General features: G+C 71.2%; 17 protein-coding genes. 13 read left to right on the forward strand and 4 right to left on the reverse strand.

The window, feature by feature from the left end:
• Positions 1 to 35: 35 nt before the first annotated feature.
• Complete coding sequence (locus tag Q9S78_RS00545) at positions 36 to 3,257, forward strand: DUF5107 domain-containing protein (protein ID WP_311868135.1); 3,222 nt, start codon at positions 36 to 38, stop codon at positions 3,255 to 3,257.
• Entirely contained in the window at positions 3,254 to 4,558 is a 1,305-nt protein-coding gene (locus tag Q9S78_RS00550; protein WP_311868137.1) for a cellulase-like family protein, read from the forward strand. The genes Q9S78_RS00545 and Q9S78_RS00550 overlap by 4 nt, the downstream gene beginning before the upstream one ends.
• A 10-nt stretch (positions 4,559 to 4,568) precedes the next feature.
• Here Q9S78_RS00550 and Q9S78_RS00555 read toward each other — a convergent pair whose 3' ends face one another.
• On the reverse strand, positions 4,569 to 5,504 hold the full coding sequence (locus tag Q9S78_RS00555) for an NADP-dependent oxidoreductase (protein ID WP_311868139.1): 936 nt from the start codon (positions 5,502 to 5,504) through the stop codon (positions 4,569 to 4,571).
• Between the two features lie 108 nt (positions 5,505 to 5,612).
• Here Q9S78_RS00555 and Q9S78_RS00560 point away from each other — a divergent pair, with 108 nt between their 5' ends.
• Complete coding sequence (locus tag Q9S78_RS00560) at positions 5,613 to 6,101, forward strand: MarR family winged helix-turn-helix transcriptional regulator (RefSeq protein WP_311868141.1); 489 nt, start codon at positions 5,613 to 5,615, stop codon at positions 6,099 to 6,101.
• Between the two features lie 63 nt (positions 6,102 to 6,164).
• Here the strand turns inward: Q9S78_RS00560 and Q9S78_RS00565 are convergent, their stop codons facing one another.
• Positions 6,165 to 8,459: a rhamnogalacturonan lyase gene (locus Q9S78_RS00565; RefSeq protein ID WP_376716522.1), complete on the reverse strand. Its 2,295-nt coding sequence runs from the start codon at positions 8,457 to 8,459 to the stop codon at positions 6,165 to 6,167.
• Between the two features lie 175 nt (positions 8,460 to 8,634).
• Between Q9S78_RS00565 and Q9S78_RS00570 the strand changes: the two genes are divergently transcribed.
• Positions 8,635 to 9,579, forward strand: a complete 945-nt coding sequence (locus tag Q9S78_RS00570) for a hypothetical protein (protein ID WP_311868145.1) — start codon at positions 8,635 to 8,637, stop codon at positions 9,577 to 9,579.
• A gap of 18 nt (positions 9,580 to 9,597) precedes the next feature.
• Here the strand turns inward: Q9S78_RS00570 and Q9S78_RS00575 are convergent, their stop codons facing one another.
• The gene (locus Q9S78_RS00575; protein WP_311868147.1) at positions 9,598 to 10,599 is read right to left on the reverse strand and encodes a LacI family DNA-binding transcriptional regulator; all 1,002 of its coding nucleotides are present in this window, start codon (positions 10,597 to 10,599) and stop codon (positions 9,598 to 9,600) included.
• Between the two features lie 105 nt (positions 10,600 to 10,704).
• On the opposite strand from Q9S78_RS00575, the gene Q9S78_RS00580 reads away from it, so the two are divergent.
• From Q9S78_RS00580 to Q9S78_RS00605, 6 genes are all read left to right on the forward strand, one after another.
• Positions 10,705 to 11,070 (forward strand): L-rhamnose mutarotase, encoded by a 366-nt coding sequence (locus tag Q9S78_RS00580; RefSeq protein ID WP_116227599.1) that lies wholly within the window; start codon positions 10,705 to 10,707, stop codon positions 11,068 to 11,070.
• Positions 11,067 to 12,233: an L-rhamnose isomerase gene (gene rhaI, locus Q9S78_RS00585; RefSeq protein WP_311868149.1), complete on the forward strand. Its 1,167-nt coding sequence runs from the start codon at positions 11,067 to 11,069 to the stop codon at positions 12,231 to 12,233. The genes Q9S78_RS00580 and rhaI overlap by 4 nt, the downstream gene beginning before the upstream one ends.
• 7 nt (positions 12,234 to 12,240) lie before the next feature.
• Positions 12,241 to 13,098, forward strand: coding sequence for an alpha/beta hydrolase (locus tag Q9S78_RS00590; RefSeq protein ID WP_311868152.1), 858 nt, complete (start codon positions 12,241 to 12,243; stop codon positions 13,096 to 13,098).
• The gene (locus Q9S78_RS00595) at positions 13,095 to 14,513 is read left to right on the forward strand and encodes a rhamnulokinase (protein WP_311868154.1); all 1,419 of its coding nucleotides are present in this window, start codon (positions 13,095 to 13,097) and stop codon (positions 14,511 to 14,513) included. Before Q9S78_RS00590 ends, Q9S78_RS00595 begins: the two co-directional genes overlap by 4 nt.
• A gap of 44 nt (positions 14,514 to 14,557) precedes the next feature.
• Positions 14,558 to 15,877 carry an MATE family efflux transporter gene (locus Q9S78_RS00600; RefSeq protein ID WP_311868156.1) on the forward strand — a complete coding sequence of 440 codons (1,320 nt, stop codon included), beginning with the start codon at positions 14,558 to 14,560 and terminating at the stop codon, positions 15,875 to 15,877.
• Between the two features lie 166 nt (positions 15,878 to 16,043).
• A complete protein-coding gene (locus Q9S78_RS00605; protein WP_311868158.1) occupies positions 16,044 to 17,471 on the forward strand; it encodes an AAA family ATPase in 1,428 nt (475 codons plus the stop codon).
• A 39-nt stretch (positions 17,472 to 17,510) separates the two neighbouring features.
• Here Q9S78_RS00605 and Q9S78_RS00610 read toward each other — a convergent pair whose 3' ends face one another.
• On the reverse strand, positions 17,511 to 19,031 hold the full coding sequence (locus tag Q9S78_RS00610) for a CitMHS family transporter (protein WP_311858132.1): 1,521 nt from the start codon (positions 19,029 to 19,031) through the stop codon (positions 17,511 to 17,513).
• 170 nt (positions 19,032 to 19,201) lie between these two features.
• Here Q9S78_RS00610 and Q9S78_RS00615 point away from each other — a divergent pair, with 170 nt between their 5' ends.
• The 3 genes from Q9S78_RS00615 (at position 19,202) to Q9S78_RS00625 (ending at position 21,963) form a co-directional block, all read left to right on the forward strand.
• Positions 19,202 to 20,830, forward strand: a complete 1,629-nt coding sequence (locus tag Q9S78_RS00615) for a sensor histidine kinase (RefSeq protein ID WP_311858133.1) — start codon at positions 19,202 to 19,204, stop codon at positions 20,828 to 20,830.
• Complete coding sequence (locus Q9S78_RS00620) at positions 20,823 to 21,482, forward strand: response regulator (RefSeq protein WP_311858134.1); 660 nt, start codon at positions 20,823 to 20,825, stop codon at positions 21,480 to 21,482. Before Q9S78_RS00615 ends, Q9S78_RS00620 begins: the two co-directional genes overlap by 8 nt.
• Positions 21,483 to 21,543: 61 nt before the next feature.
• Positions 21,544 to 21,963 (forward strand): hypothetical protein, encoded by a 420-nt coding sequence (locus Q9S78_RS00625; RefSeq protein ID WP_311868160.1) that lies wholly within the window; start codon positions 21,544 to 21,546, stop codon positions 21,961 to 21,963.
• Position 21,964 lies beyond the last annotated feature (1 nt).

Here is a 21,964-nt window from a genome sequence, read left to right on the forward strand (position 1 = left end):
TGGCCGGCACTCGCCACCCCGCATAGATTCGCCCCATGCCCGACGCCGCGCCCAGCCGCATCCTGCTCCCCGACGCACCCGCCGACCAGCAGGCGCTGCTCGACGTCGGCGGGGTCGCGTGCTGGTCCGAGGACGTCATCATCGACACGTACGATCCCGGCGACCCCGACCCGTACCCGGCGTTCCTGGACCGGCGCGTCTACCAGGGCTCGAGCGGGCGGGTCTATCCGCTGCCGATGATCGAGTCGATCTCGCACCAGAAGCGGCCCCGCACGTGGCGGGCGATCCACCTCGAGAACGCCTACGTCCGGCTGATGCTGCTGCCCGAGCTCGGCGGGCGCATCCACATCGGCTACGACAAGGTCGCCGGCTACGACTTCTTCTACCGGAACAACGTCATCAAACCGGCGCTCGTCGGCCTCGCCGGCCCGTGGATCTCGGGCGGCGTCGAGTTCAACTGGCCACAGCACCATCGCCCGGCGACGTTCCTCCCCGTCGACAGCCGCATCGAGCGCGAGGACGACGGCGCGGCGGTCGTCTGGCACAGCGACCTCGATCCCCTGCAGCGGATGCGGGGCATCCACGGCGTGCGCCTACGACCGGGGTCCTCCCTCATCGAGCTCGACGTGCGCCTGCACAACCGCACCGACGTTCCGCAGACCTTCCTGTGGTGGGCGAACGTCGCCGCCCGGTCGCACGAGCAGTACCAATCCTTCTTCCCCGACGACGTGAGCTACGTCGCCGATCACGCCCGCCGCGCGATCACCGCGTTCCCCCGCGCGGACCGGCCGTACTACGGCGTCGACTACCCCGCGCTCGCCACCGAGCGCCCCGACGCCCACCGCATCGACGTCTACAGCAACATCCCGGTTCCGACGTCGTACATGATCACCGACACCGACGACGGCTTCTTCGGCGGCTACGACCACGCCGCCGATGCGGGCTTCGTGCACTGGGCCGACCCCGCGATCTCACCGGGCAAGAAGCAGTGGACATGGGGCGACGGGCCGATCGGACGCGCGTGGGACGACCAGCTGACCGACACCGACGGCCCCTACGTCGAGCTCATGGCTGGCGTCTACACCGACAACCAGCCCGACTTCGCGTGGCTCGTCCCCGGCGAGACGAAGACGTTCTCGCAGCACTGGTTCCCGATCCACGCGATCGGTCCGGTTCGGCAGGCGACGACGGATGCCGCGGTCTCGGTCACCAGCGAGGGCGGCCGATCGCGCATCGGCGTGATCACGACGCGCGCGCACGAGGCGGCACACCTCGAGGTCGAGGTCGACGACAGACGGGAGATGTTCCAGGTCTCCGTCGGACCCGACTCCCCCGCCGTTGTCGAGGTCGCCGGGACGGCAGTCGCGGTGGCGCTGGTCGCGGGCGACGCGACCCTCGTCCGATGGTTCCGGCGCGACGCGGAACCGATCGAGCCCTGGGTCGCGACAGCGCCCGAGCCGGCCGAGCGAATCGAGGGCACCGACGAGCTGCTGCTCACCGCGACGCATCTCGTGCAGTACCGGCATCCCTCCCGGTCGCCCCTCCCCTACCTCCACGAAGCACTCCGGCGTGATCCGGACGACGCCCGCGCGCGCACGATGCTCGGATCGTGGCACCTCGCGCGGGGCGAGTACGCCGCGGCGCGCGATCACCTCGAGGCGGCGGTCGCCCGCGAGACCCGACGCAACCTCAACCCCCGTGACGGCGAGGCGCACTACCTGCTCGGGCTCGCGCTCGAGCGTCTCGGCGAGCGCGCCGACGCCGACCGGCGGTTCGCGCGCGCGGCGTGGAACGCGGTGTGGGCGGCACCGGCATCCCTCGCTCGCGCCCGTCTTGCCCTGGCGGACGGTCGACCGGCCGACGCCCTTCGACGGGCAGACGCCGCCGGGTCGATCGCCGAGGCCCGGCGCCTCCGCGTACTCGCGCTGCGCCGGCTCGGGCGCGACGACGACGCAGCACTCGATGCCCTGATCGCGGCGGACCCCCTCGACCCGATCACCGCCTGCCTGACGGGCTCCGCACCGTCGGACCCGCGCGCCGCGCTCGACGCCGGCGCCGAGTTCGCCCGCGCCGGCGCGCTCGACGAGGCCCTCGCCGCGACCGAGCGTGAGGCGACCGGCGACCCCGGATTCGGCAACCTCGAGCCGGTCCGGCTGATCCTCCGCGCAGCGTGGGCGGATGCCGCCGGGCGCCCCGATCTGGCCGCGACTGAGCGCGCCGCCGCCGACCTCCTCGACCTCGGCGGCGCCTTCCCCGCAGGACTCGACCAGCACGATGCCCTCGTCGCCGGCACCGCGGCCGGGTCCTCCGCCGCCGCGGCGATGCTCGGCGCCTGGCTGCTCGACGCCGGTCGCGACCATGACGCCCGCTCGGCTCTCCAGCGCGCACGGGACCTGGGCTGCGACGACCCGGTCATGCTGCGCAACCTCGCCCTCGCGACGGTCCGCACCGGCGGCGACCCCGCCGAGGCGGCCGACCTCTACGAGACCGCCCTCGCTCACCGCCCCGACCCGCGCCTCGTCCTCGAGCGCGACCTGCTCGCGCAGCTGACGGGAACGGATGCTGCGGCCCGCCTCGCGCTCATGGAACGCCACCCCGCCGCGCTCGACACCCGCGACGACCTCGCGGTCACCCATGTCGGGCTGCTGCTCGACGCCGACCGGGTCGACGACGCGTGGCGGATCCTGACGACGCGCGTGTTCCGCCCGTTCGAGGGCGGCGAGGGGGTCGTGCTGGCCGCCTACGACCGCGCGGCCTGCCTCATGGCGCGACGCTTCTGCGCCGCGGGCCGTGCGGATGCCGCCGTCGCCCTGCTCGAGGCGGGGATCGACGCCCCCGCGAATCTCGGCGAGGGCCGGCATCCCGCCGTCCCACAGGCGGAACGGTTCGTTGCCCTCGGCGACGCGCACCGCCTCGCGGGCGACGACGCGGCCGTCCGCGCCGCCTGGGAGCGGGCCTGTGCGGCGACGCCGCTCGCGGTCGCTCCGCGCCCCGCCGACGAAGCGACGTTCTGGATCGGCGTCGCGCACGCACGTCTGGGCGAGACCGCCGCCGCCGAGGCGATCTGGGATGCGCTCGACGCGCGTGCCGCACAGATCGAGGCCGCACCCGACGAGGTCGACTACTTCGCGACCTCGCTGCCGGAGCTCCTGGTGTTCGATCTCGACACCGCCGACCGTCGCCGGACGCAGGCCGCCGCGCTGCGCGACCTGGCCGCCGACGGCCGCACCATCGCGAACGAGAGGATGAACGCATGACCGATCGCTACCTGGGGTCGGGCAACCTTCCCCAAAACCCGTACGGACCGACAGGACCCGTTCCCGCACACCTCCCGGACCGTCTCGCGATCACACTGTGGGACTTCTCCTGGTACACCCGCGCCGGCGAGGGAGACGTGTACGCCGACCTCGACGCCGCGTGCGCCGACGCCGCGTCGCTCGGCTACAACGCGATCCGCATCTGCGCCGCTCCCTTGCTGCTGTTCGGCGACCTGGGCCTCGACGACCTCGCCCGGGACCTCACGATCGAGGGGCTCGGAGCCGCGGCATCCGGCGGGTACTACGGGCAGCGCACGCGCTGGTACGACACCCCGGGCGGCTACGCGATCGACGTGCGCGCACACCTCGCCGCACTGTTTGCCGCCGCACGGCGGCACGGCCTCGTGCTGATCCTGTCGAGCTGGGAGTATCAGCAGTCCTGCGCGTTCGCCGCGTCACCCCGGTGGTTCGAGGCCGTCGAGGCCGTGCCGTTGGAAGACCGCTACCGGGTGCTCGCGGAGGCGTGGGACCGGATGCTCGCGTGGATCGACGAACAGGGCGCCCGCGACCTCATCGCCCTCGTCGAGATCCACAACGAGGTCGACTTCTCGATCCTGCCGGCGGTGACCGACGGCGGGGCGACCGCGCTGGAAGGGCTGCAGCAGCGGCATCCCGACCTGATCGTGACGGCGAGCATCGGCAAGCCGCCGCACCTGGCGATGCACCAACTGCCCGCCACCCTCTCGGCCGCGCAGTGCCACGTCTACAGCTACGGGGTGCTCGACGCCCTCCAGAAGCGCATCGACATCCGTTCCGAGGGGAGCGGGGACTTCCCGAACGCCGACCTGGGCGCCCTGGTGCGCGCCGATGCGCCCACGCCCGCCGAGTACGGCCGGCCCGCCGAGTGGAAGCTCCGCGCCACGGTCGTCACCGACCAGATGATCTACGGCTACGACTGGGTGGATGCCGCGGCCTGGGACGCCTGGCTCGACGACGAATACCCGCGCTACGCCGAGGTGATGCACCGCGAGATCGAATCCCGCGTCATCGCGATCGCCGAGTGGGCGCGCTGGCACGGCGTGCCCGCGGTGATCGGCGAGGGCTGGGTCGGCTACACGCCGCTGCAGGGCGGGTTCGAGGAGTCCGAGACCGGGCGCGAGCTGGCGGAACACGGCATCCGCACCGCTCTCGACCGCGGTGTGTGGGGCGTCGTCCTCTGCTCGAACGCCGCCCCGCACCACCCGATGTGGCAACTGCGCGACTGGCAGCAGCGCGTGAACGCGCTCGTCCGCGCGCGCTGACCCCGCTCGATCACGCGGTCGGCGTGACGACGATCTTTCCGTGCACCTGACCCGCCTCGAGCCGGGCGTGCACCTCGGGCAACGCGGCGAGCGGAATCCGCTCGGCGATGTCGACCCGCAACTCGCCGGAGTCGACGAGACGGACGAGTTCGGCGAGCTGATCCCGGTCACTGCGGACGAATACGGTCACGCCTCGGACGCCCCGCGCCTCGTCCGAGGGGGTCGCCATCCATGCGGTCGTCGACACGACCACACCGCCGTCTCGGACCCTCGCGGCGAGCGCGACGAACTCCTCCGCGCTGATCGGGGCGAGGTTGAGGACGACGTCGACCGGTTCGTCGACGACGGATGCCGCCGAGGTCGTCGTGTGGTCGATCACCTGGTCGGCCCCGGCATCCGCCACAGCGGCGCGACTGCGCCCGGTCGCCGTCGCGATCACGTGGGCGCCGGCACGCTTCGCGAGACGGACGGCGTGCAGACCGACGACGCCCCCGGCGCCCGTGATCACGATGCGCTGGCCGGCGTGCAGGTCGGCGTACTCGAACAGGGCCTGCCAGGCGGTGAGGGCCACGGACGGAAGTCCCGCGGCATCCGCCAGCGCGATCGAGGTCGGAGCCGACACCAGCGCTTCTGCGGGGGCGATGACGTACTCCGCCGCGGCGCCGTCGTCGGTCATCGGCAGGAATCCCACCACCTCATCGCCGACGGCGACATCGGCGACACCGTCGCCTACCGAGATCACGATCCCCGACACGTCGTAGCCCGGGGTGTGCGGCAGCGTGATCGGGATCGGCAGCCTGCCGAAGCGGATGCCGTTGTCGGCGGGGTTCACGCCGGCGCCCGCAACGCGCAGCAGCACCTGCCCGGCGGCGGGTGTCGGCGTCTCGATGTCGTCGAGCGTCAGCACGGACGGGTCGCCTGTCTCGAAGAATCGCATCGTCTTCATGGTCTTTTCCTCTCGTTTTGCTTCGAATCTGAAGCAATAGGGAAACGGTAGCGCTATTTGGAATTCGAAGCAAGTAGTTCGAACTCGAAACAATGATAGTCTCGACCCATGAGCGAGATCAGCGATGCCGACCTGGGTGCGTACTTCGCCGTGACCGAGGTGGGCAACCTCCTGCGGCACGCCGTCGAACAGCAGCTGAAGGATGCCGGTGGCCTCAGCTACGTGCAGTTCCACGTCCTCGCGACGCTCGGCGATGCCCCCGATGGCAGCGCGCGCATGACCGACCTCGCCGACGGCGTCGTCTACAGCCGCAGCGGCCTGACCTATCAGGCGCAGCTGCTGGAATCGCGCGGCCTCGTCACGCGCGCCCCCTCGGTTGACGATGAGCGCAGCGTGACCGTGACGATCACGGATGCCGGTCGCGCGCTGCTCGCGAAGGTCTTCCCCGGACACCTGGAGATCCTCGGGGGCTACTTCCTGTCGCCCCTCGCCGACGGCGAGGCCCGCATGCTCGCTGACGTCCTCGGACGGATCCGCGACCACATGCGCGCTGCGCCGCCCCGCTCAGCCGGGCCGCGTCGCCGCAAGACCGACTGACGACAGTCCGACAACGAAGAGGGGGCGGATGCCACCGGCATCCGCCCCCACTCACGTCACCACTCAGCGCAGCGGCACCTTCGCGAACGACATGTCGGACGCGAGGTAGAAGTCCGTGTACGTGGGCTGGTTGTACGTCGTCTGCTGACGCGCGATCTCGGCCCGGTACTGCGGGTCGTGCATGAGCGTGTAGAGCTTGTGCTCGGTCGGCTCGGTCGAGATGTACATGCGCAGCGCCGACGAGTCGGCCGTCCGCACGAGCAGTTCCTCACGCCAGTCGCCGAGGACGTCCGCCACCAGCGACGGGTTGCCCTTCGTGCCGTTGTTGGTGAGGGTGCCGGATGCCGTGAGCATCGTCCCGCGCGTCCAGTCGTCGATCGTCGGGGTCACGGTCTGCGCGCCGTTCACGATCTGCGTCGTCAGGTCGCCGGCCCAGCGGATCGACATGTTCGTGCCGGGGTTGGTGGACTGCAGGACGTCGCCGTCCGCGGAGAGGAGGCCGGAGGCATCCGTCCCCGCGGGCATGCTCGACCACGCCTCGATGCCCGGGACGTCCGGGCGGACGTCACCGACCATCCCGCGGCCGGTGTCCTTTCCGGAGTAGGCGCCGAAGAGCACCTCACCCGTCGCGGCATCCCGCATCGCCGTGCCGTACGGGGCGTACGCGCCGCCCTCGTGGACCGTGAAGATCTCCTTGCCGGGGCGGTTCGGGTCGAAGTCGCCGACGTGCATCGCGTCGCCGTGACCGAGACGCACGTTCTCGCCGGGCGTCGCACTGCCCTCGGGCATAGTGTCGAACGACGAGTACAGCAGGCTGCCGTCGTCGTCGAGCGTCGCGGAGCCGTAGACGATCTCCTGCTTTCCGTCGCCGTCGACATCGGCGGCGCTCAGGCTGTGGAAGCCCTGCGTCGTGAGCGTGCCGTACTCGGGATCGGTTCCGTCGCGGCCGTGCGGCCCGTCGTTGAACGGGTTCGTCAGGGGGACGTGCCCACTGTCGACGAACCAGCGCTTCGTCAGGTGCTTGCCGTTCCAGTCGTAGGTCGCGACGGTCGAGCGCGTGTAGTAGCCGCGGGCGAACACCGCCGACGGACGCTTCCCGTCGAGGTAGGCGACGCCCGACAGGAAGCGGTCGACGCGGTTGCCGGGCTCGATGCGCGACATCGCGTAGTCGCCCCAGAGCAGGCCGTCGTCACCGCGACCCGGCTCGTAGCGGACCGTCTCGAGCTCCTTGCCGGTCTTGCCCTCGAACACCGTCAAGTACTCGGGGCCATCGACGATGAAGCCTTCGAAGTTCCGCAGCACGTTGCGGGCCGAACGCGAGGGGGCGTAGACGTCGATGAAGTAGTCGACGAGTTCCTCGGCGTCCGCGCGCGACAGGGGGTAATCGTGCGTCGGTTCGGTGCCGAGCGCCTCTTCGATCGTGGCGGGCCATTGACCCGACACGACCTCGGGGCGCTCCGACCAGCCCTGGAACACGTCGGCGAGGTGCGCGGCGTAGTCGTCGGCGCTCAACCGATAGTCGTCGGAGTGCGAGTAGCCAGCCTTGCGGTCGGCCTTCGGCATCGTGACGTACTCGGACTTCTTCGCCTTGCCCTTCTTGAACTCCGTGCTCTTCGTGCCCGGCGCCGTCTTCATCATGATCTCGGCCTTGCCGTTGCCGTCGAAGTCGTAGACGAGGAACTGCGTGTAGTGCGCGCCGGCGCGGATGTTCACACCGAGGTCGATGCGGTTCAGCAGCGTGCCGTCGAGCTCGTACGTGTCGATGTAGACCGGGCCCGTGTAGCCGACCTGCGAGACGTCCTTCGAGTTCGACGGGTCCCACTTGACGACGTACTCGTATGCGCCGTCACCGTCCACGTCGCCGACGGAGACGTCGTTCGCCGAGTAGGTGTACGCCTCGCCCGCGGGAGTCACGCCGTCGGCGGGCTTCGTGAGCGGGATGTCGAGGAACGGCGACCCCTGCACGGTCGCCCTCTCGGACGGCTTGCCCTCGCGCTTGCCCTGCAGCGGCGAGACGGTGTACGTCGAGCGGTCGGTGCCGTCGGGGTCGAGATAGGTCGTCGAATCGGTGACGGTCGCGATGCGCTTGCCATCGCGCTTGACGACGAAGTCGGTGCCGGTGAGGCCCGTCGCCGACGCGCCGGTCGCCTCGCTCTTGAGCAGGCGCCACGTGAGGTGGACACCGTCCTCGCCCGGAAGAGCGACGAGGCCGCGGTCGAGCTTCTCGAGCTGTGGCGACGTGCCGGGCTTCGGCTTTCCCGGCCCATGGCCGGGGTGCGCCATCGCGGCCTGAGCCGGGATGAGGAGGGCCGCTGCGGCGAGCGCGGCGACGACGGATGTGCGGACGGGTCTTCTCATGCTGTTCACCCTTGAACTCGTGATGGAATGCGTTTTCCCCAGTCGTTCGCCGAGCCTATGCGCGGCGTTGAATCGTGTCAATGGGGGCACGGGAGCGCACGCGCCTTCCCTTCCCGCGAAACCCCGGGACCGGCCACAATGGGCACGACATCCGGAACCGACGACGGGACGAGCCATGCCTGGGCCGAGCAACCTCACCGAGTACCTCCAGACCCTCAGCCCCGGCAGGCGGGAGCTGTTCGACCGCCTGCTCGCCGAGGTGTCGGCGGTCGAGACGCCCGAGGCGATCAGCCGGCTGGTGTTCCGCGCCGGCCAGACCGACCACCCCGACTACGCCGACGCCGAAGCCGTGTTCTGGAAGGCGGTCGAGCAGATGTACCTGCGCGGAGCCTTCTCGGACGGAGATCTACCGGTCCTGTTCTGGGGCTTCCACACCCTCGATCTGCTCGGCCGGCGCCACTCCCGCGGTGTGCTCGTGACCGATCGCTCCCTCTACGTCGAGGGCGTCGACGACCTCGACGCGATCCCCCTCAGCCTCGCCTCACTGGGGACGTCCGAGATCCGGATCGAGGGGACCGCCCTGCGCGTGCGCGACACCCCGGTCGATCTCGCCCCGACCGAGCGGGTGCTGGCACCCGACGACCGTCCTGCGGTCGCGCGCTATCTGGCCGCCGTCATCGACACGGTGCGCGGGACGGTCGCCGTCACCGACCCGCCGGTCGAGGCGCCCGCCTCCGTCGAGGAGCTGGTGCTCGCCAGCAGGCTGTCCTCCGACTTCTCGCTTCCCTCGCGACCCAAGGACGCGAAGCACCTCGCCAAGCTCTCCGCGAAGTGGAAACTCCCGGCATCCGACCGCCCCCTCGCTTCGCTGTCGAGCGCCACACTCGCCGGCGTCTACGGGATCGCGATCACCGACGCCGCGCTCTACTCGCGCGACCTGATGGAGGACGTGCACCGGACGCCGCTCGCCGACATCACGGAAATCACGTGGGATGCCGAGGCCAAAGGCTTCCGCATCGCGTCGGACCATCGCGCCCCGGCGGTGCCCGCCATCACCGCCGACAACCGCGAGTACGCGGCAGCGCTCCTGACCTCGCTGGTGCGCTCGGCCGCGCGCTGACGCCCGGTCGCCCGCGCCTCAGCCCCCGGTCGACGCCCGGACGACGAGCTCGGGGCGGAAGCGGATGCGCTGCGGCTCGGCATCCGGGTCCTCCAGCAGGGCGAACAGCGCGTCGACGGCCGCGGCGCCGATCTCGCGCGCGGGCTGACGGATCGAGCTGAGCGGAACGACCGTCGACTGCGCGAAATCGATGTCGTCATAGCCGATGAGGGCGAGGTCCTCGGGGACGCGCAGCGATCCGAGGATGCCGGCACCCTGCAGCACCCCGACGGCCAGCAGGTCGTTCGCGCAGAACACGCCGTCGGGCCGCTCGGCCGCGTCGCGTCGGGCGAGCTGCTCGCCGACGAGCCGCCCCGCGAGCACCGTGAGCTCGTCGGTCCCGGCGACCTCGAGCGACGCCTCGGGCACCTCGGCGAGCGCGCGCCGCGCCCCGTCGAGACGGTCCGCCACCTGGCGGACGGATGCCGGTCCCCCGGCGAACAGGATGCGGCGACGCCCCTGCTGCAGCAGGTGCTGGACGGCGAGGTATCCGCCCTCGACGTCGTCGACGGCCACGGAGGGCAGATCGCCGTCCGCTTCGGCGTCGAGGAGGACGATCGGGACGCCGGCGGTCTCGAGCGTCTCGGCGCGTGCGTCGTCGAGGGCCAACGGGGTGAGGAGCACGCCGTTGACGCGCTGCTCGCGGAACAGGTCGAGGTAGGCGTTCTCGCGGACGGCATCCTGCCCGCTGCTGCCGAGGAGGATGGTCACGCCGTGCGCGGCGGCGCGCTCTTCGGCGCCGCGGGCGACTTCGGCGAAGAACGGGTTGGCCGTATCGAGGACGACGAGCCCGACGGTGCGACTGCGTCCGGCGCGCAGTTGGCGCGCGGCGTCGTTGCGGACGAACCCGAGCGCGGAGATGGCCGCGTGCACGCGTTCCACGGTCGCCGGGGATACCTTCGCCGGCCGGTTGAGGACGTTCGACACGGTCCCCACCGACACTCCTGCCGCGCGAGCGACGTCCTTCACACTGACTGCCACATGACCTGCCTTGACGGATGCTTCGGACCCACGTTACTGTTCTGAATCTTGAATCGTTTCATGAAACGCTTCCCCGACGATGCACCGGCCTCACGAAGGAGTGACATGATCCGCGTCGCCTTCCAGCTGCAGATCGACCCTGCCCTGATCGACGAATACGTCGCGCGCCACACGCCCGTCTGGCCCGAGATGCTCGCCGAGATCGAGGCATCCGGTCGTCGCAACTACTCCCTGTTCCTCGGCGACGGCGGGCGCCTGTTCGGCTACTACGAGGTCGACGACGACACCGCGGCGCAGGCCTACCTCGCCGCCTCCCCCGTCGCCGCGCGCTGGGAGGCCGAGATGGCCCGCTACTTCGTCGGCCTCGAGGGCCGCCCCGACCAGGCGGCGACCCCACTCGCCGAAGTCTTCAACCTGCACGACCAGTTGGCGGCGACCGCCGACGCCCCCTCAGAAAGCGACCCCTCATGACGACGCTGTCACACGACATCCTCACCCAGCTCGAGGGGCAGGCCATCGAACTGCCCAGCTGGGCGTTCGGCAACTCCGGCACCCGGTTCCGCGTCTTCGCGACGGCCGGCACGCCGCGCGATCCGTTCGAGAAGATCGCGGACGCCGCCGAGGTCAACCGCTACACCGCGCTGGCTCCGACCGTCGCGCTGCACATCCCGTGGGACAAGGTCGACGACTACGCCGCCCTGCGCCGCCATGCCGAGGACCTCGGCGTGCAGCTGGGCACCGTCAACTCGAACACGTTCCAGGACGAGGACTACAAGTTCGGCGCACTCACCCATCACGACGAGGCGATCCGCCGCAAGGCGATCGACCACCACCTCGAGTGCATCGACATCATGCACGAGACGGGGTCGCGCGACCTCAAGATCTGGCTCGCCGAGGGATCGAACTACCCCGGTCAGAACGACATGCGCGGACGCCAGGACCGCCTGCAGGACTCGCTGCAGCAGATCTACGCCCGACTCGGCGACGCGCAGCGTCTCGTCCTCGAGTACAAGTTCTTCGAGCCGTCGTTCTACCACACCGACGTTCCCGACTGGGGCACGTCCTACGCCCAGGTCGCCGCCCTCGGCGACAAGGCGATGGTCTGCCTCGACACCGGCCACCACGCCCCCGGCACCAACATCGAGTTCATCGTCATGCAGCTCCTGCGTCTCGGAAAGCTCGGGTCCTTCGACTTCAACTCGCGCTTCTACGCCGACGACGACCTGATCGTGGGCTCGGCCGACCCGTTCCAGCTGTTCCGCATCCTCACCGAGGTCGTCCGCGGCGGTGGGCTCAACAACCCCGACGTCGCCTTCATGCTCGACCAGTGCCACAACATCGAGGACAAGATCCCGGGCCAGATCCGCTCGGTGCTCAACGTGCAGGAGATGACGGCGCGCGCCCTGCTCATCGACCGCGACGCCCTGGATGCCGCGCAGCAGGCCAACGACGTGCTCGGCGCCAACGGCATCCTCATGGACGCCTTCTACACCGACGTCCGGCCCGCCCTCGCCGAGTGGCGCGAGTCGCGCGGGCTTCCCGCCAACCCGATGGCCGCGTTCGCGGCATCCGGTCACCTGCAGAAGATCGCCGACGAGCGCGTCGGCGGCACGCAGGCCGGCTGGGGTGCATGATCGACCGATGAGCGACATCCCCACCCCCTACGGCGCTGCCGGCGGCCTCGTCCGCGTCTACCCCGCCCGCATCCTCGAGCGCCCGACCCCGGGACTGGTGTGGCTGCACGGCGGCGGGTTCGCCGCCGGCGACATCGACATGCCCGAGGCCGACCACGTCGCACGGACGTTGGCGGATGCCGGGACCACGGTCGTCTCCGTCGACTACCGCCTGGCGCCGCTGCCCGACGGGTGGGAGGCTCCCGCGACCGAACCCGGGCGCGAGCGCGCGGGGTTCCCCGCGGCATCCGACGACACCCTTGCGGCCTGGGACTGGCTGCTGACCGAGGCCGCGACGCTCGGCGTGGATCCGGCGCGGCTCGCGATCGGCGGCGCGAGCGCCGGCGCGAACATCGCGACCGGCGCGGTCCTCCGCCTCATCCAGAACGATCGACACCTGCCCGCGCTCGTCCTGCTCGCTTACCCGACGCTGCTGGCCGAGCAGCCCGCACCCGAGGGCGAGCTCCGCGCCGCGCTCGACGCCCGACCCGCGGCCGACCGGTTCGGGCCGGATGCCGTTCGCGGCATGTACGAGAACTATCTCGGCGGATCGGTCGCCAACGCGCCGCTGGCGGCCATTCCGGGGCTCGCGACTCACGAGGACCTCGCCGAATTCCCGTCGACGCTCATCGTCGCCGGCGACGTCGACGAGCTCCGCGTATCGAGCGAGCACTTCGCGCGGACCCTCGCGTCGGCCGGCCGAGACGTCGAGCACGTGATCGAGCCCGGCACCGACCACGGCCACCTCAACCGTCCCGACGAGGGGGATGCCGCATCCCTTACGCTGGCCCGCTTCGCCGCGCGCCTGGCGGCCCTCACCCCGTGAGCACCGCGGGGGGCACCGTCGTCGCCGTCGACCTCGGTGCGACGAGCGGCCGGGTGATCGTCGGCAACGTCGGCTCCGACACACTCGAGACGAGCACCGTCGCCCGGTTCGCGAACGACCCGGTGCGGGTCTCGGACGGCCTGCACTGGAACATCCTGGGCCTCTACGGCTCGGTACTCGACGGACTCCGTGAGGCGCTGCGCGACGACGTCGCGAGCATCGGCGTGGACTCCTGGGCCGTCGACTACGGCCTCATCGCGCGCTCGCGCCTGCTCGGCGAGCCGTTCCACTACCGCGACGAGCGCACGACGCGGGGCGTCGAGGCGGTGCACGCCTCTCACCTGCACGAGGCGCTGTTCGCCCGCAACGGCCTGCAGTTCCTGCCGTTCAACACCCTCTACCAGTTCGCCGCCGAGGACCGTTCCGTGCTGCGCCTCGCCGAGCACGCCCTGCTCATCCCCGACCTCATCGGGTACTGGCTCACCGGCCAGGCGCGCACCGAACGGACGAACGCGTCGACGACCGGTCTCCTGCGCGCCGACACGGGCGAATGGGATGCCGACCTGGCGGCCGCCCTCGGCATCCCCCAGCACCTGCTGACCCCGCTCATCTCCCCCGGCGAGACACTCGGATCCCTCACCGCCGAGGTCGCGGCGAGCCTCGGCGCACCGCGGTCCGCCGTGACCGCCGTCGGGTCGCACGACACGGCATCCGCCGTCGTCGCCGTACCGATGGCGTCGGGCGATGCCGCCTACATCTCGTGCGGCACGTGGGGACTCGTGGGCGTCGAGGTCGACCGCCCGGTGCTGACCGACGCGGCCCGCGAGGCGAAGTTCACGAACGAGGGCGGCGTCGACGGACGCACCCGACTGCTCCGCAACGTCATGGGTCTCTGGATCCTCAGCGAGACCGTCCGCGGCTGGCAGCGCGAGGGGCACGAGACCGAGCTCGCCGAACTGCTGGCTGCCGCGGCCGATGTGCCCGGCCCGGTCGCCGTGTTCGACGTCGACGACGCGCGGTTCCTGCCCCCGGGCGACATGCCGGCGCGCATCGCGGCGTGGTGCGAGGAGCACGGCGTCGCCGCCCCGCAGAGCCGGGCCGAGATCGCCCGGAGCATCATCGAATCGCTGGCGCAGGCCTTCGCCGACGCCGCGCACGAGGCCGGCCGGATCGGCGGGGTCGACGTGCGCGTCATCCACATCGTCGGCGGCGGGTCGCTCAATGAGCTGCTGTGCCGGCGCACCGCCGATCGGGCGGGCGTCCCGGTGCTCGCGGGCCCGGTCGAGGCGACCGCGCTCGGCAACATCCTCGTGCAGGCGCGGGCCGCGGGGCTCGTCTCGGGCTCGCTCGAAGCCCTGCGGGACCTCGTCGCCCGCACGCACGAGCCCCGGCGGTACGAGCCCGGCGCTCGCTGACCGCCGGGCGGGCTGAGCCACTCGTCACCCCTAGGCTGAAAATCATGCCTGCGCCGACCCTGAACCGCGAGATCCTGCGCCTCGCCGTGCCCGCGCTCGGCGCGCTGGTCGCCGAGCCGATGTTCCTGATCGTGGATGCCGCCCTGATCGGCCACCTCGGCGTCATTCCGCTCGCGGGTCTCGGCATCGCCGGGGCCATCCTGCAGACGATCGTCGGGCTGATGGTCTTCCTCGCCTATTCGACGACGCCCGCCGTCGCTCGTCGCTTCGGAGCCGGCGACCGCAAGAGCGCCGTGAGCGTCGGCATCGACGGCCTGTGGCTCGCGCTCGGGCTCGGCGCACTGCTCGCCCTCGTCGGGTCGCTCGCGACGCCGTGGCTCGTGGGGCTCTTCGACGCCGGTCCCGATGTGACCGACCAGGCGATCGCCTACCTCGGCTTGTCGATGTGGGGACTGCCGGCGATGCTCATCGTCTTCGCCGCCACCGGCCTGCTTCGCGGGATGCAGGACACGGTGACCCCGCTCTGGATCGCCGGTCTCGGCTTCGGCGCCAACGCCCTGCTCAACTGGCTCTTCATCTACGGGTTCGGGTGGGGCATCTCGGGCTCCGCCGCCGGCACCGTCGCGGCGCAGTGGGGCATGGTCGCCGCCTACGTCGTCGTCATCGGCCGGCTCGCGCGGCGGCACGCGGCATCCGTCCTGCCTCAGCGCGATGGAGTGCGCGGATCGGCGCGGTCGGGTGGGTGGCTGTTCCTGCGGACCGTGTCGCTGCGCGTCGCCCTGCTCGCGACGGTCGCGGTCGCGACGGGGCTCGGCACCGCCGAGCTCGCCGGGTGGCAGGTCGCCTTCACGATCTTCTCGACGGCGGCCTTCGCGCTCGACGCGCTCGCGATCGCGGCGCAGGCCTTGATCGGGCGCGGGCTCGGAGCCGGCGACGAACCGTTCGTCCGGCGCGTGCTCGGCCGGACGGTCGCGTGGGGCGCATGGTTCGGAGTGATCGTCGGGGTGATCATCGCGGCACTGTCCGGCGTGATCGGGCTCGCCTTCACGGGCGACCCCGAACTCGCGGCCCTCATCGTGCCCGCCCTTCTCGTGCTGGCGATCGCACAGCCCGTGTGCGGAGTGGTGTTCGTCCTCGACGGCGTGCTCATGGGCGCCGGCGACGCCAAGTACCTCGCGATCGCCGGCGGCCTCAACCTCCTGCCGTACCTGCCCGCCCTCGCGATCGTGATCGCCCTGCACCCGGGCGGATCAGGCGGCCTCGCCTGGCTGGCGGCGTGCTTCTTCGGCGTCTACATGCTCGCGCGCCTCGGCACCCTCGGCTGGCGTGTGCGCCGCTCGGAGTGGATGACCGCCGCGGTCTGAGCGGTGGCGTCAGTCCTGCGGCAGGCGGCGCTTCCCGCGGAGATCTGCCTTTCCGCGGACGGCTCTGGGGTGACGAGCCCGCTCGAATGCCGATCTCCGCTGCACGGCCGGGTTCGGCCTGCGGGGCCCGGTCTCGCGTGTCACCCCACTCCCCTAGAGTGCGGGCATGGACTCCCGTGACGACGACTTCCTCCGCGACTTCCACCGCCTCATCCAGCGGGTGAATCGGATGCCGGAGGTCGAGACCGCCCCGCTGACCCCCCTCGGCGAGCGGGTGCGCGACCACCTGGGCGCTGACCCGGCCCAACTGCCGATGGTCGCGGAAGCGGTCCCGCCGCATCGTCTCGTCGACCTGGATCTCGCGGTCGATGCGATCGGGGGAACGGATGCCGAGGTCGTCGGCATCCGCGGCGGGCAGCACCTGCAGCACGAGGAGTTCGCCGGCCTCCTCGCATCGCCCTACGCGCGCATCCAGCCGGGCCCGGTCGAGTACGTGACCGTCGCCACCGGTCCGACGACGACTCGGCAGACCAAGTCGACTGCAGTGCACCTCTTCCGCTTCGAGGGAGTGCCGGTCGCGGCGCTGCAACGGGCTGCCGATCCGCGGGCCGGCCGCAGCGAGGCGACACTCGACGTCATCACCGCGACGCCGGAGGTCGCGCCCAGGCTTCTGGCCGAGATCCGTCGGCTCATGAACGAGCTCAGCGTCGTCCGCGGCAACGTCGTGAGCTTCGCGCGGAGCGAGTACGGGGCGAGCGGCGTCGGGGGCATGACGTTCCTCGAGCGGCCGACGATCACCGCCGATCAGGTGATCCTGCCCGAGGGCCTGCTCGACCGCATCCGCGCTCACGTCGTCGAGATCGGGGATCGCGCCGACGAGCTGCGTGCCCGCGGCCAGCACCTCAAGCGGGGCGTGCTGCTGTACGGCCCTCCCGGAACCGGCAAGACCCTGACCATCCGCCACCTCATCCACGAGACGCCCGGAACGACGGTCGTGTTGCTGCAGGGCGCCGCACTCGGGCTGATCGGCGAGGCCGCCTCACTCGCACGTGCGATGAGCCCCGCTCTGGTCGTCCTCGAAGACGTCGACCTCGTGGCCGCCGATCGGGGCGACTTCGGACTGCAGCCGCTGCTGTTCGAGGTGCTCGACGCTCTCGACGGTCTGGACGGCGACGCCGACGTCGCCTTCGTCCTGACGACGAACCGCGCCGAGATCCTCGAGCCGGCCCTCGCCGCACGCCCTGGCCGGGTCGACCTCGCGCTCGAGATCCCGCTGCCCGAACTGTCCGCCCGTCAGCGGCTGTTCCAGGTGTACGGGAGCGACCTGCCGTTCTCCGCCGAGGCGCTGGAGCGCGCCGCCGAGCGCGCCGAAGGCGTCACCGCATCCTTCGTGAAGGAGGTGATCCGACGCGCGGTGCTCCGGGCGGTGTCCGACGACCGAGACGTCACGGACGGCGACCTGGCCACCGCGCTCGACGCCATGATCGACGACACCCGGGGAATCTCCCGCGTGCTGTTCGGCGGTGAGGCCGCCGCCGACGCGGCAGGCCCGCACGGCGTCACCAGCAGCATCCGCTTCGGAACCGACTACTGATGCGCCCCTTTCGCGTGTTCGCCTGACCCGCGCCAGGACTCAGGCCATCAGCGGGATGGATCCGACGAGGACGCCCACGGCGAGCATCACGAGCGAGACGACCACGGCGCGCCACAGGACCTTCTTGTGGTGGTCGCCGAGGTTGACGCCTGCGAGCGAGACGAGCAGCAGGATCGCGGGCACGAGCGGGCTCTGCAGGTGCACGGGCTGGCCGGTGATCGAGGCGCGCGCCATCTCGACGGGTTCGATGCCGTAGGTCGTCGCGCTCTCGGCGAGGATCGGCAGGATGCCGAAGTAGAAGGCGTCGTTCGACATGAAGAACGTGAACGGGATCGACAGGATGCCGGTGATCACGGCCATGAACGGTCCGAGCGACGGCGGGATGACCTCGGTGACCCAGCTCGCCATCGCGTCGACCATGCCGGTGCCGTTGAGCACACCGACGAGGACACCCGCGGCGAGGACCATCGATACGACGCCGACGATGCTCGGGGCGTGGGCCACGATCTCGTCGGCCTGCGTCTTGAGCCGGGGGAAGTTCACGATGAGCGCGATGGCCGCACCGACCATGAACACATAGGCCAACGGGTAGATGTCGAGCACGAGCATCACCATGACCGCGAGGGTCAGCGCGAGGTTGAACCAGATGAGCTTCGGTCGCAGGCTCGCACGGTTCGGGTCGAGCATGGTGTCGGCCATTGCGGTGTCGGCCGTGTCGACGAGCTTCGCGGCATCGACGGCCGTACGGGCGCCGCGGACCGTGACGATGTTGCCGGTGCGCAGGTGGGCGAGGGCGCCGGGCTTGTTCTCCGCGCCGCGGAACAGGCGGGGAGCACCGAGGCGTCCGTCGCCGGCCGGGTTCTCGAGACGTGAGGTGTCGACCGAGCCGGCCAGGCGGCGACGCTCGGAGAGCCCCAGGAACCAGGCGAACAGCAGGGAGATCACGAGGCCGGTGGCCAGCGAGGGCAGCATGGGGACGAAGATGTCGGTCGGCTGCAAGCCGAGAGCCGAGGCGGCGCGCACCGTCGGACCACCCCACGGGACGATGTTCAGCGTGCCGTTCATGAGACCCGCGACACAGGTCAGAACGACGGGGCTCATGCCGAGGCGCAAGTAGATCGGCAGCATCGCCGAGGTGGTGATGATGAAGGTGGTCGAGCCGTCGCCGTCGAGCGAAACCGCACCGGCGAGGATCGCCGTGCCGAGCACGACCTTGGCGGGGTCATCGCCCAGCAGACGCGTGATGAGGCGGATCAGCGGGTCGAACAGCCCGACGTTGATCATGATGCCGAAGTACATGATCGCGAACATGAGGAGCGCCGCCGTGGGGGCGAGTCCGCCGATCGCGTCGATGACCATGTCGCCGAGGCCGAGACCCGCGCCGGCGAAGAGGCCGAAGATCGTCGGCACGGTGATGAGCGCGACCATGGGGGTGAGGCGCCTCGTCATGATCAGCGCCATGAAGGTCAGGACCATCACGAAGCCCAGGATGACCAGGACGGTGTCGGGTGGGGTGAAGGCCACCGGGTACTCGGCTGCCTCGGTATGCACGATGCTCATCGCGACTCCTTCGTCGTGAAGCGGCTCCGGCGGGTTCGGTGCCTGGTCCCGCGATCGTAGGGATGCCGTGAGCCAGGGCGCGCGCTAAGGCTCATTCCCCCGCGTTGTGCGCGTAACGTGGCTTTCGCTCATTGTGCGCAGGAGGTGGTCGGGTGCGGTTCGGGAGCAGGATGCTGGTCCTCCAGCTCGTCACGCAGGTGTGCGTCGTGGCGGCGTGCGCCGGCGTCTTCCTCTTCCTCGGGGTGCAGCAGCTGCGCGCCGAAGCGGAGTCCTCGGCGCTGAACATCGCCCGGAGCGTCGCGGCGACCCCCGACGTCCGCGAGCTGGTCGCGGAATACTCCGCCGACCCCGGCACGCCGGATGCCGCGAAGCTTCGCGGCGGCCCTCTGCAGGGGTACGCGACCGCCGTCTCGGATCGTACGGACGTGCTGTTCGTCGTGATCACCGACGATCACGGCATCCGTCTCGCCCACCCCGACCCGGACCGGCTCGGTGACGTCGTGAGCACGAGCTTCGACGACGCCCTCGCCGGGCGCGAGGTCGTGACGTGGGAGTCCGGCACGCTCGGCGAATCCGCACGCGCCAAGGTGCCGGTGTACGCGCCCGGCGACGTCGACCGGCCGGTCGGCGAGGTGAGCGTCGGATTCGAGCGAGCCAGCGTGTTCCGCGATCTGCCCGCCCTCCTCACCGGCATCGCCGTCGCGGTCGTGCTGGCCCTCGCCCTCGGCGCGGTCGCGGCGCTGCTGATGCGTCGGCGGCTCGAGCGCGTGACGCTGGGCCTGCAGCCCGAAGAGCTCGCGGCACTCGTCCAGACGCAGACCGCCGTGTTCGAGAGCGCGGACGAGGGTGTCGTCGCGGTGGACCCGGACGGCACCGTGCGCGTGTGGAGCGAGGCGACGACGCGGATGCTGGGCGTCGCCGCCGCGCCTGGAACCGCCCTTCGCGACGTCCCGGTCGACCCGTCGGTGCGGGACGCGCTCACGGCGGGCGCGCCGTCGGGACTCGCGGTCGGCGACCGCATCGTCTATGTCGACGTCCGCTCGGTGCGCCGCGGTTCCCGCGCACTCGGCACCGCGGCGATCCTTCGCGACCGGACCGATCTGCTCGCCCTCACCGAGCGTCTCGATGGCGTCCGCACCCTGACCGACGCGCTGCGCGCGCAGCGCCACGAGTTCGCGAACCGTCTGCACGCGGCATCCGGTCTGCTGGACGCGGGCCGCGGCGAGGAGGCCCGCGACTTCCTGCGCGAGGTCTCGGGTCGCGGCGCCGTCGACCTGCGGGTGGCCGGGCTGAATGCCGTGACTGACCCGGTCCTGCAGTCGTTCCTCGGCGCGATGGCCGAGAGCGCCCGCGAACGCGGCGTCGAGTTGCGCGTCGGGCCCGACACCCTGCTGCGCAGCACGCTGCGCGAGGTGGAGGACACCCTCGCCGTGCTCGGGAACCTCGTGGGAAACGCGGTGACGGCCGCGGCATCCTCGTCGGCGGACGCCTGGGTCGAGGTGACGCTCCTCGACGAGCTGGACGGAGGCGAGCTCGTCCTGACGGTGGCGGATTCGGGAGGCGGTGTGACGGAGCCCGGCGACGTGTTCGCCGCGCGCACGGTGTCGGGGACCGGGACGGCGGTGCACGGCCACGGCATCGGGCTGCCGCTGTCCCGTGAGCTCGCGAGGCGACGCGGGGGCGAGGTCTGGATCATCGACGCGGGCGGCCGCGACGGCGGCGCGGTCTTCGGGGCTCGTCTGCCCGCGGTGATGGGTCCGGCGGGACCGGGCGAGATCGAGGAGAGCGACGATGAGTGACATCCGCGTGCTGATCATCGACGACGACTTCCGCGTCGCCGGCGTGCACCGCGACATCGTGACGGGGGTGCGCGGATTCACCGCGCTCGAGCCGGTCCGCACCGCGGCCGAGGCGCTGTGTGCCGTGCGGGCCGACACTCCCGACCTGATCCTCGCCGACGTGTACCTGCCCGATGGGGACGGCATCGAGGTGGTGCGCTCGTGCGGCGTCGACGCGTTCGTGCTGAGTGCGGCGACGGACGCGCGGACGGTGCGGCGCGCCTTCCGCGCCGGCGCCCTCGCCTACCTCGTGAAGCCGTTCGACGCGCGGACGCTGGCCGATCGCCTCGACCGGTACGCGCGCTACCGCAACCTGCTCTCCGATGCCGCCCCGCTCACGCAGGACCAGATCGACCGCGCGGCGACGGCGATGCGCGGCGCACCCGACCAGGCGTCGGTGTCGCGGTCGGCGACGGAGCGGACCATCCTCGGCGCCCTCGCCGACGGCGAGGCATCGGCGAGCGAGGTCGCCGAGCGCAGCGGCATCTCACGCGCGACGGCCCAGCGCCACCTCACCGCGCTCGCTTCGCGCGGGCTCGTGGAGATCAGCCTGCGATACGGCACGACGGGACGCCCCGAGCACCGCTTCCGCCTGGCGGATGCCGCGGGCTAAGGTGACACCACGCCACGACGGCCGTGTCGCGCAGGAACCGCTCGGGGGAACGGACTCCACCATGACGAACACCAGCAGGATCACACTCGCGACCGCTCTGATGATCGCATCGGGTCTCGCACTGACCATCGGAGCCACGGCACTCGCGACCTACCTGCTGACAGCGGACGGCACCTTCGCCGAGCTCGTCGTGGTCGCCGGCGCCGCCGGCACCGCCATCGTCACCGGCATCGTCGGCGTGTGGCTGCACCGGTTGAGCACCGTCGTCTCCGCCTTCGCGACGGTGGGATACCTGGTCGTGGGGGCGACGATTTTCCTCGGCGCCGTGACGACCCTCCAGGATGCTGCGGCGGGAGGATTCGCGAACATCGGAGCGGGACTGCTCCTGCTCGTCGGCTCGGTCCTCGCCGTGCCGGCAACCGCTCTCGCCGTGACGCTCGCCGCCTTCTACCTGCGGTCCCGCCGGTACGCCGTGGCCTGAC

Source organism: Microbacterium aquilitoris (assembly GCF_031932285.1).
In the GTDB taxonomy this organism is placed as follows: Bacteria; Actinomycetota; Actinomycetes; order Actinomycetales; family Microbacteriaceae; genus Microbacterium; species Microbacterium aquilitoris.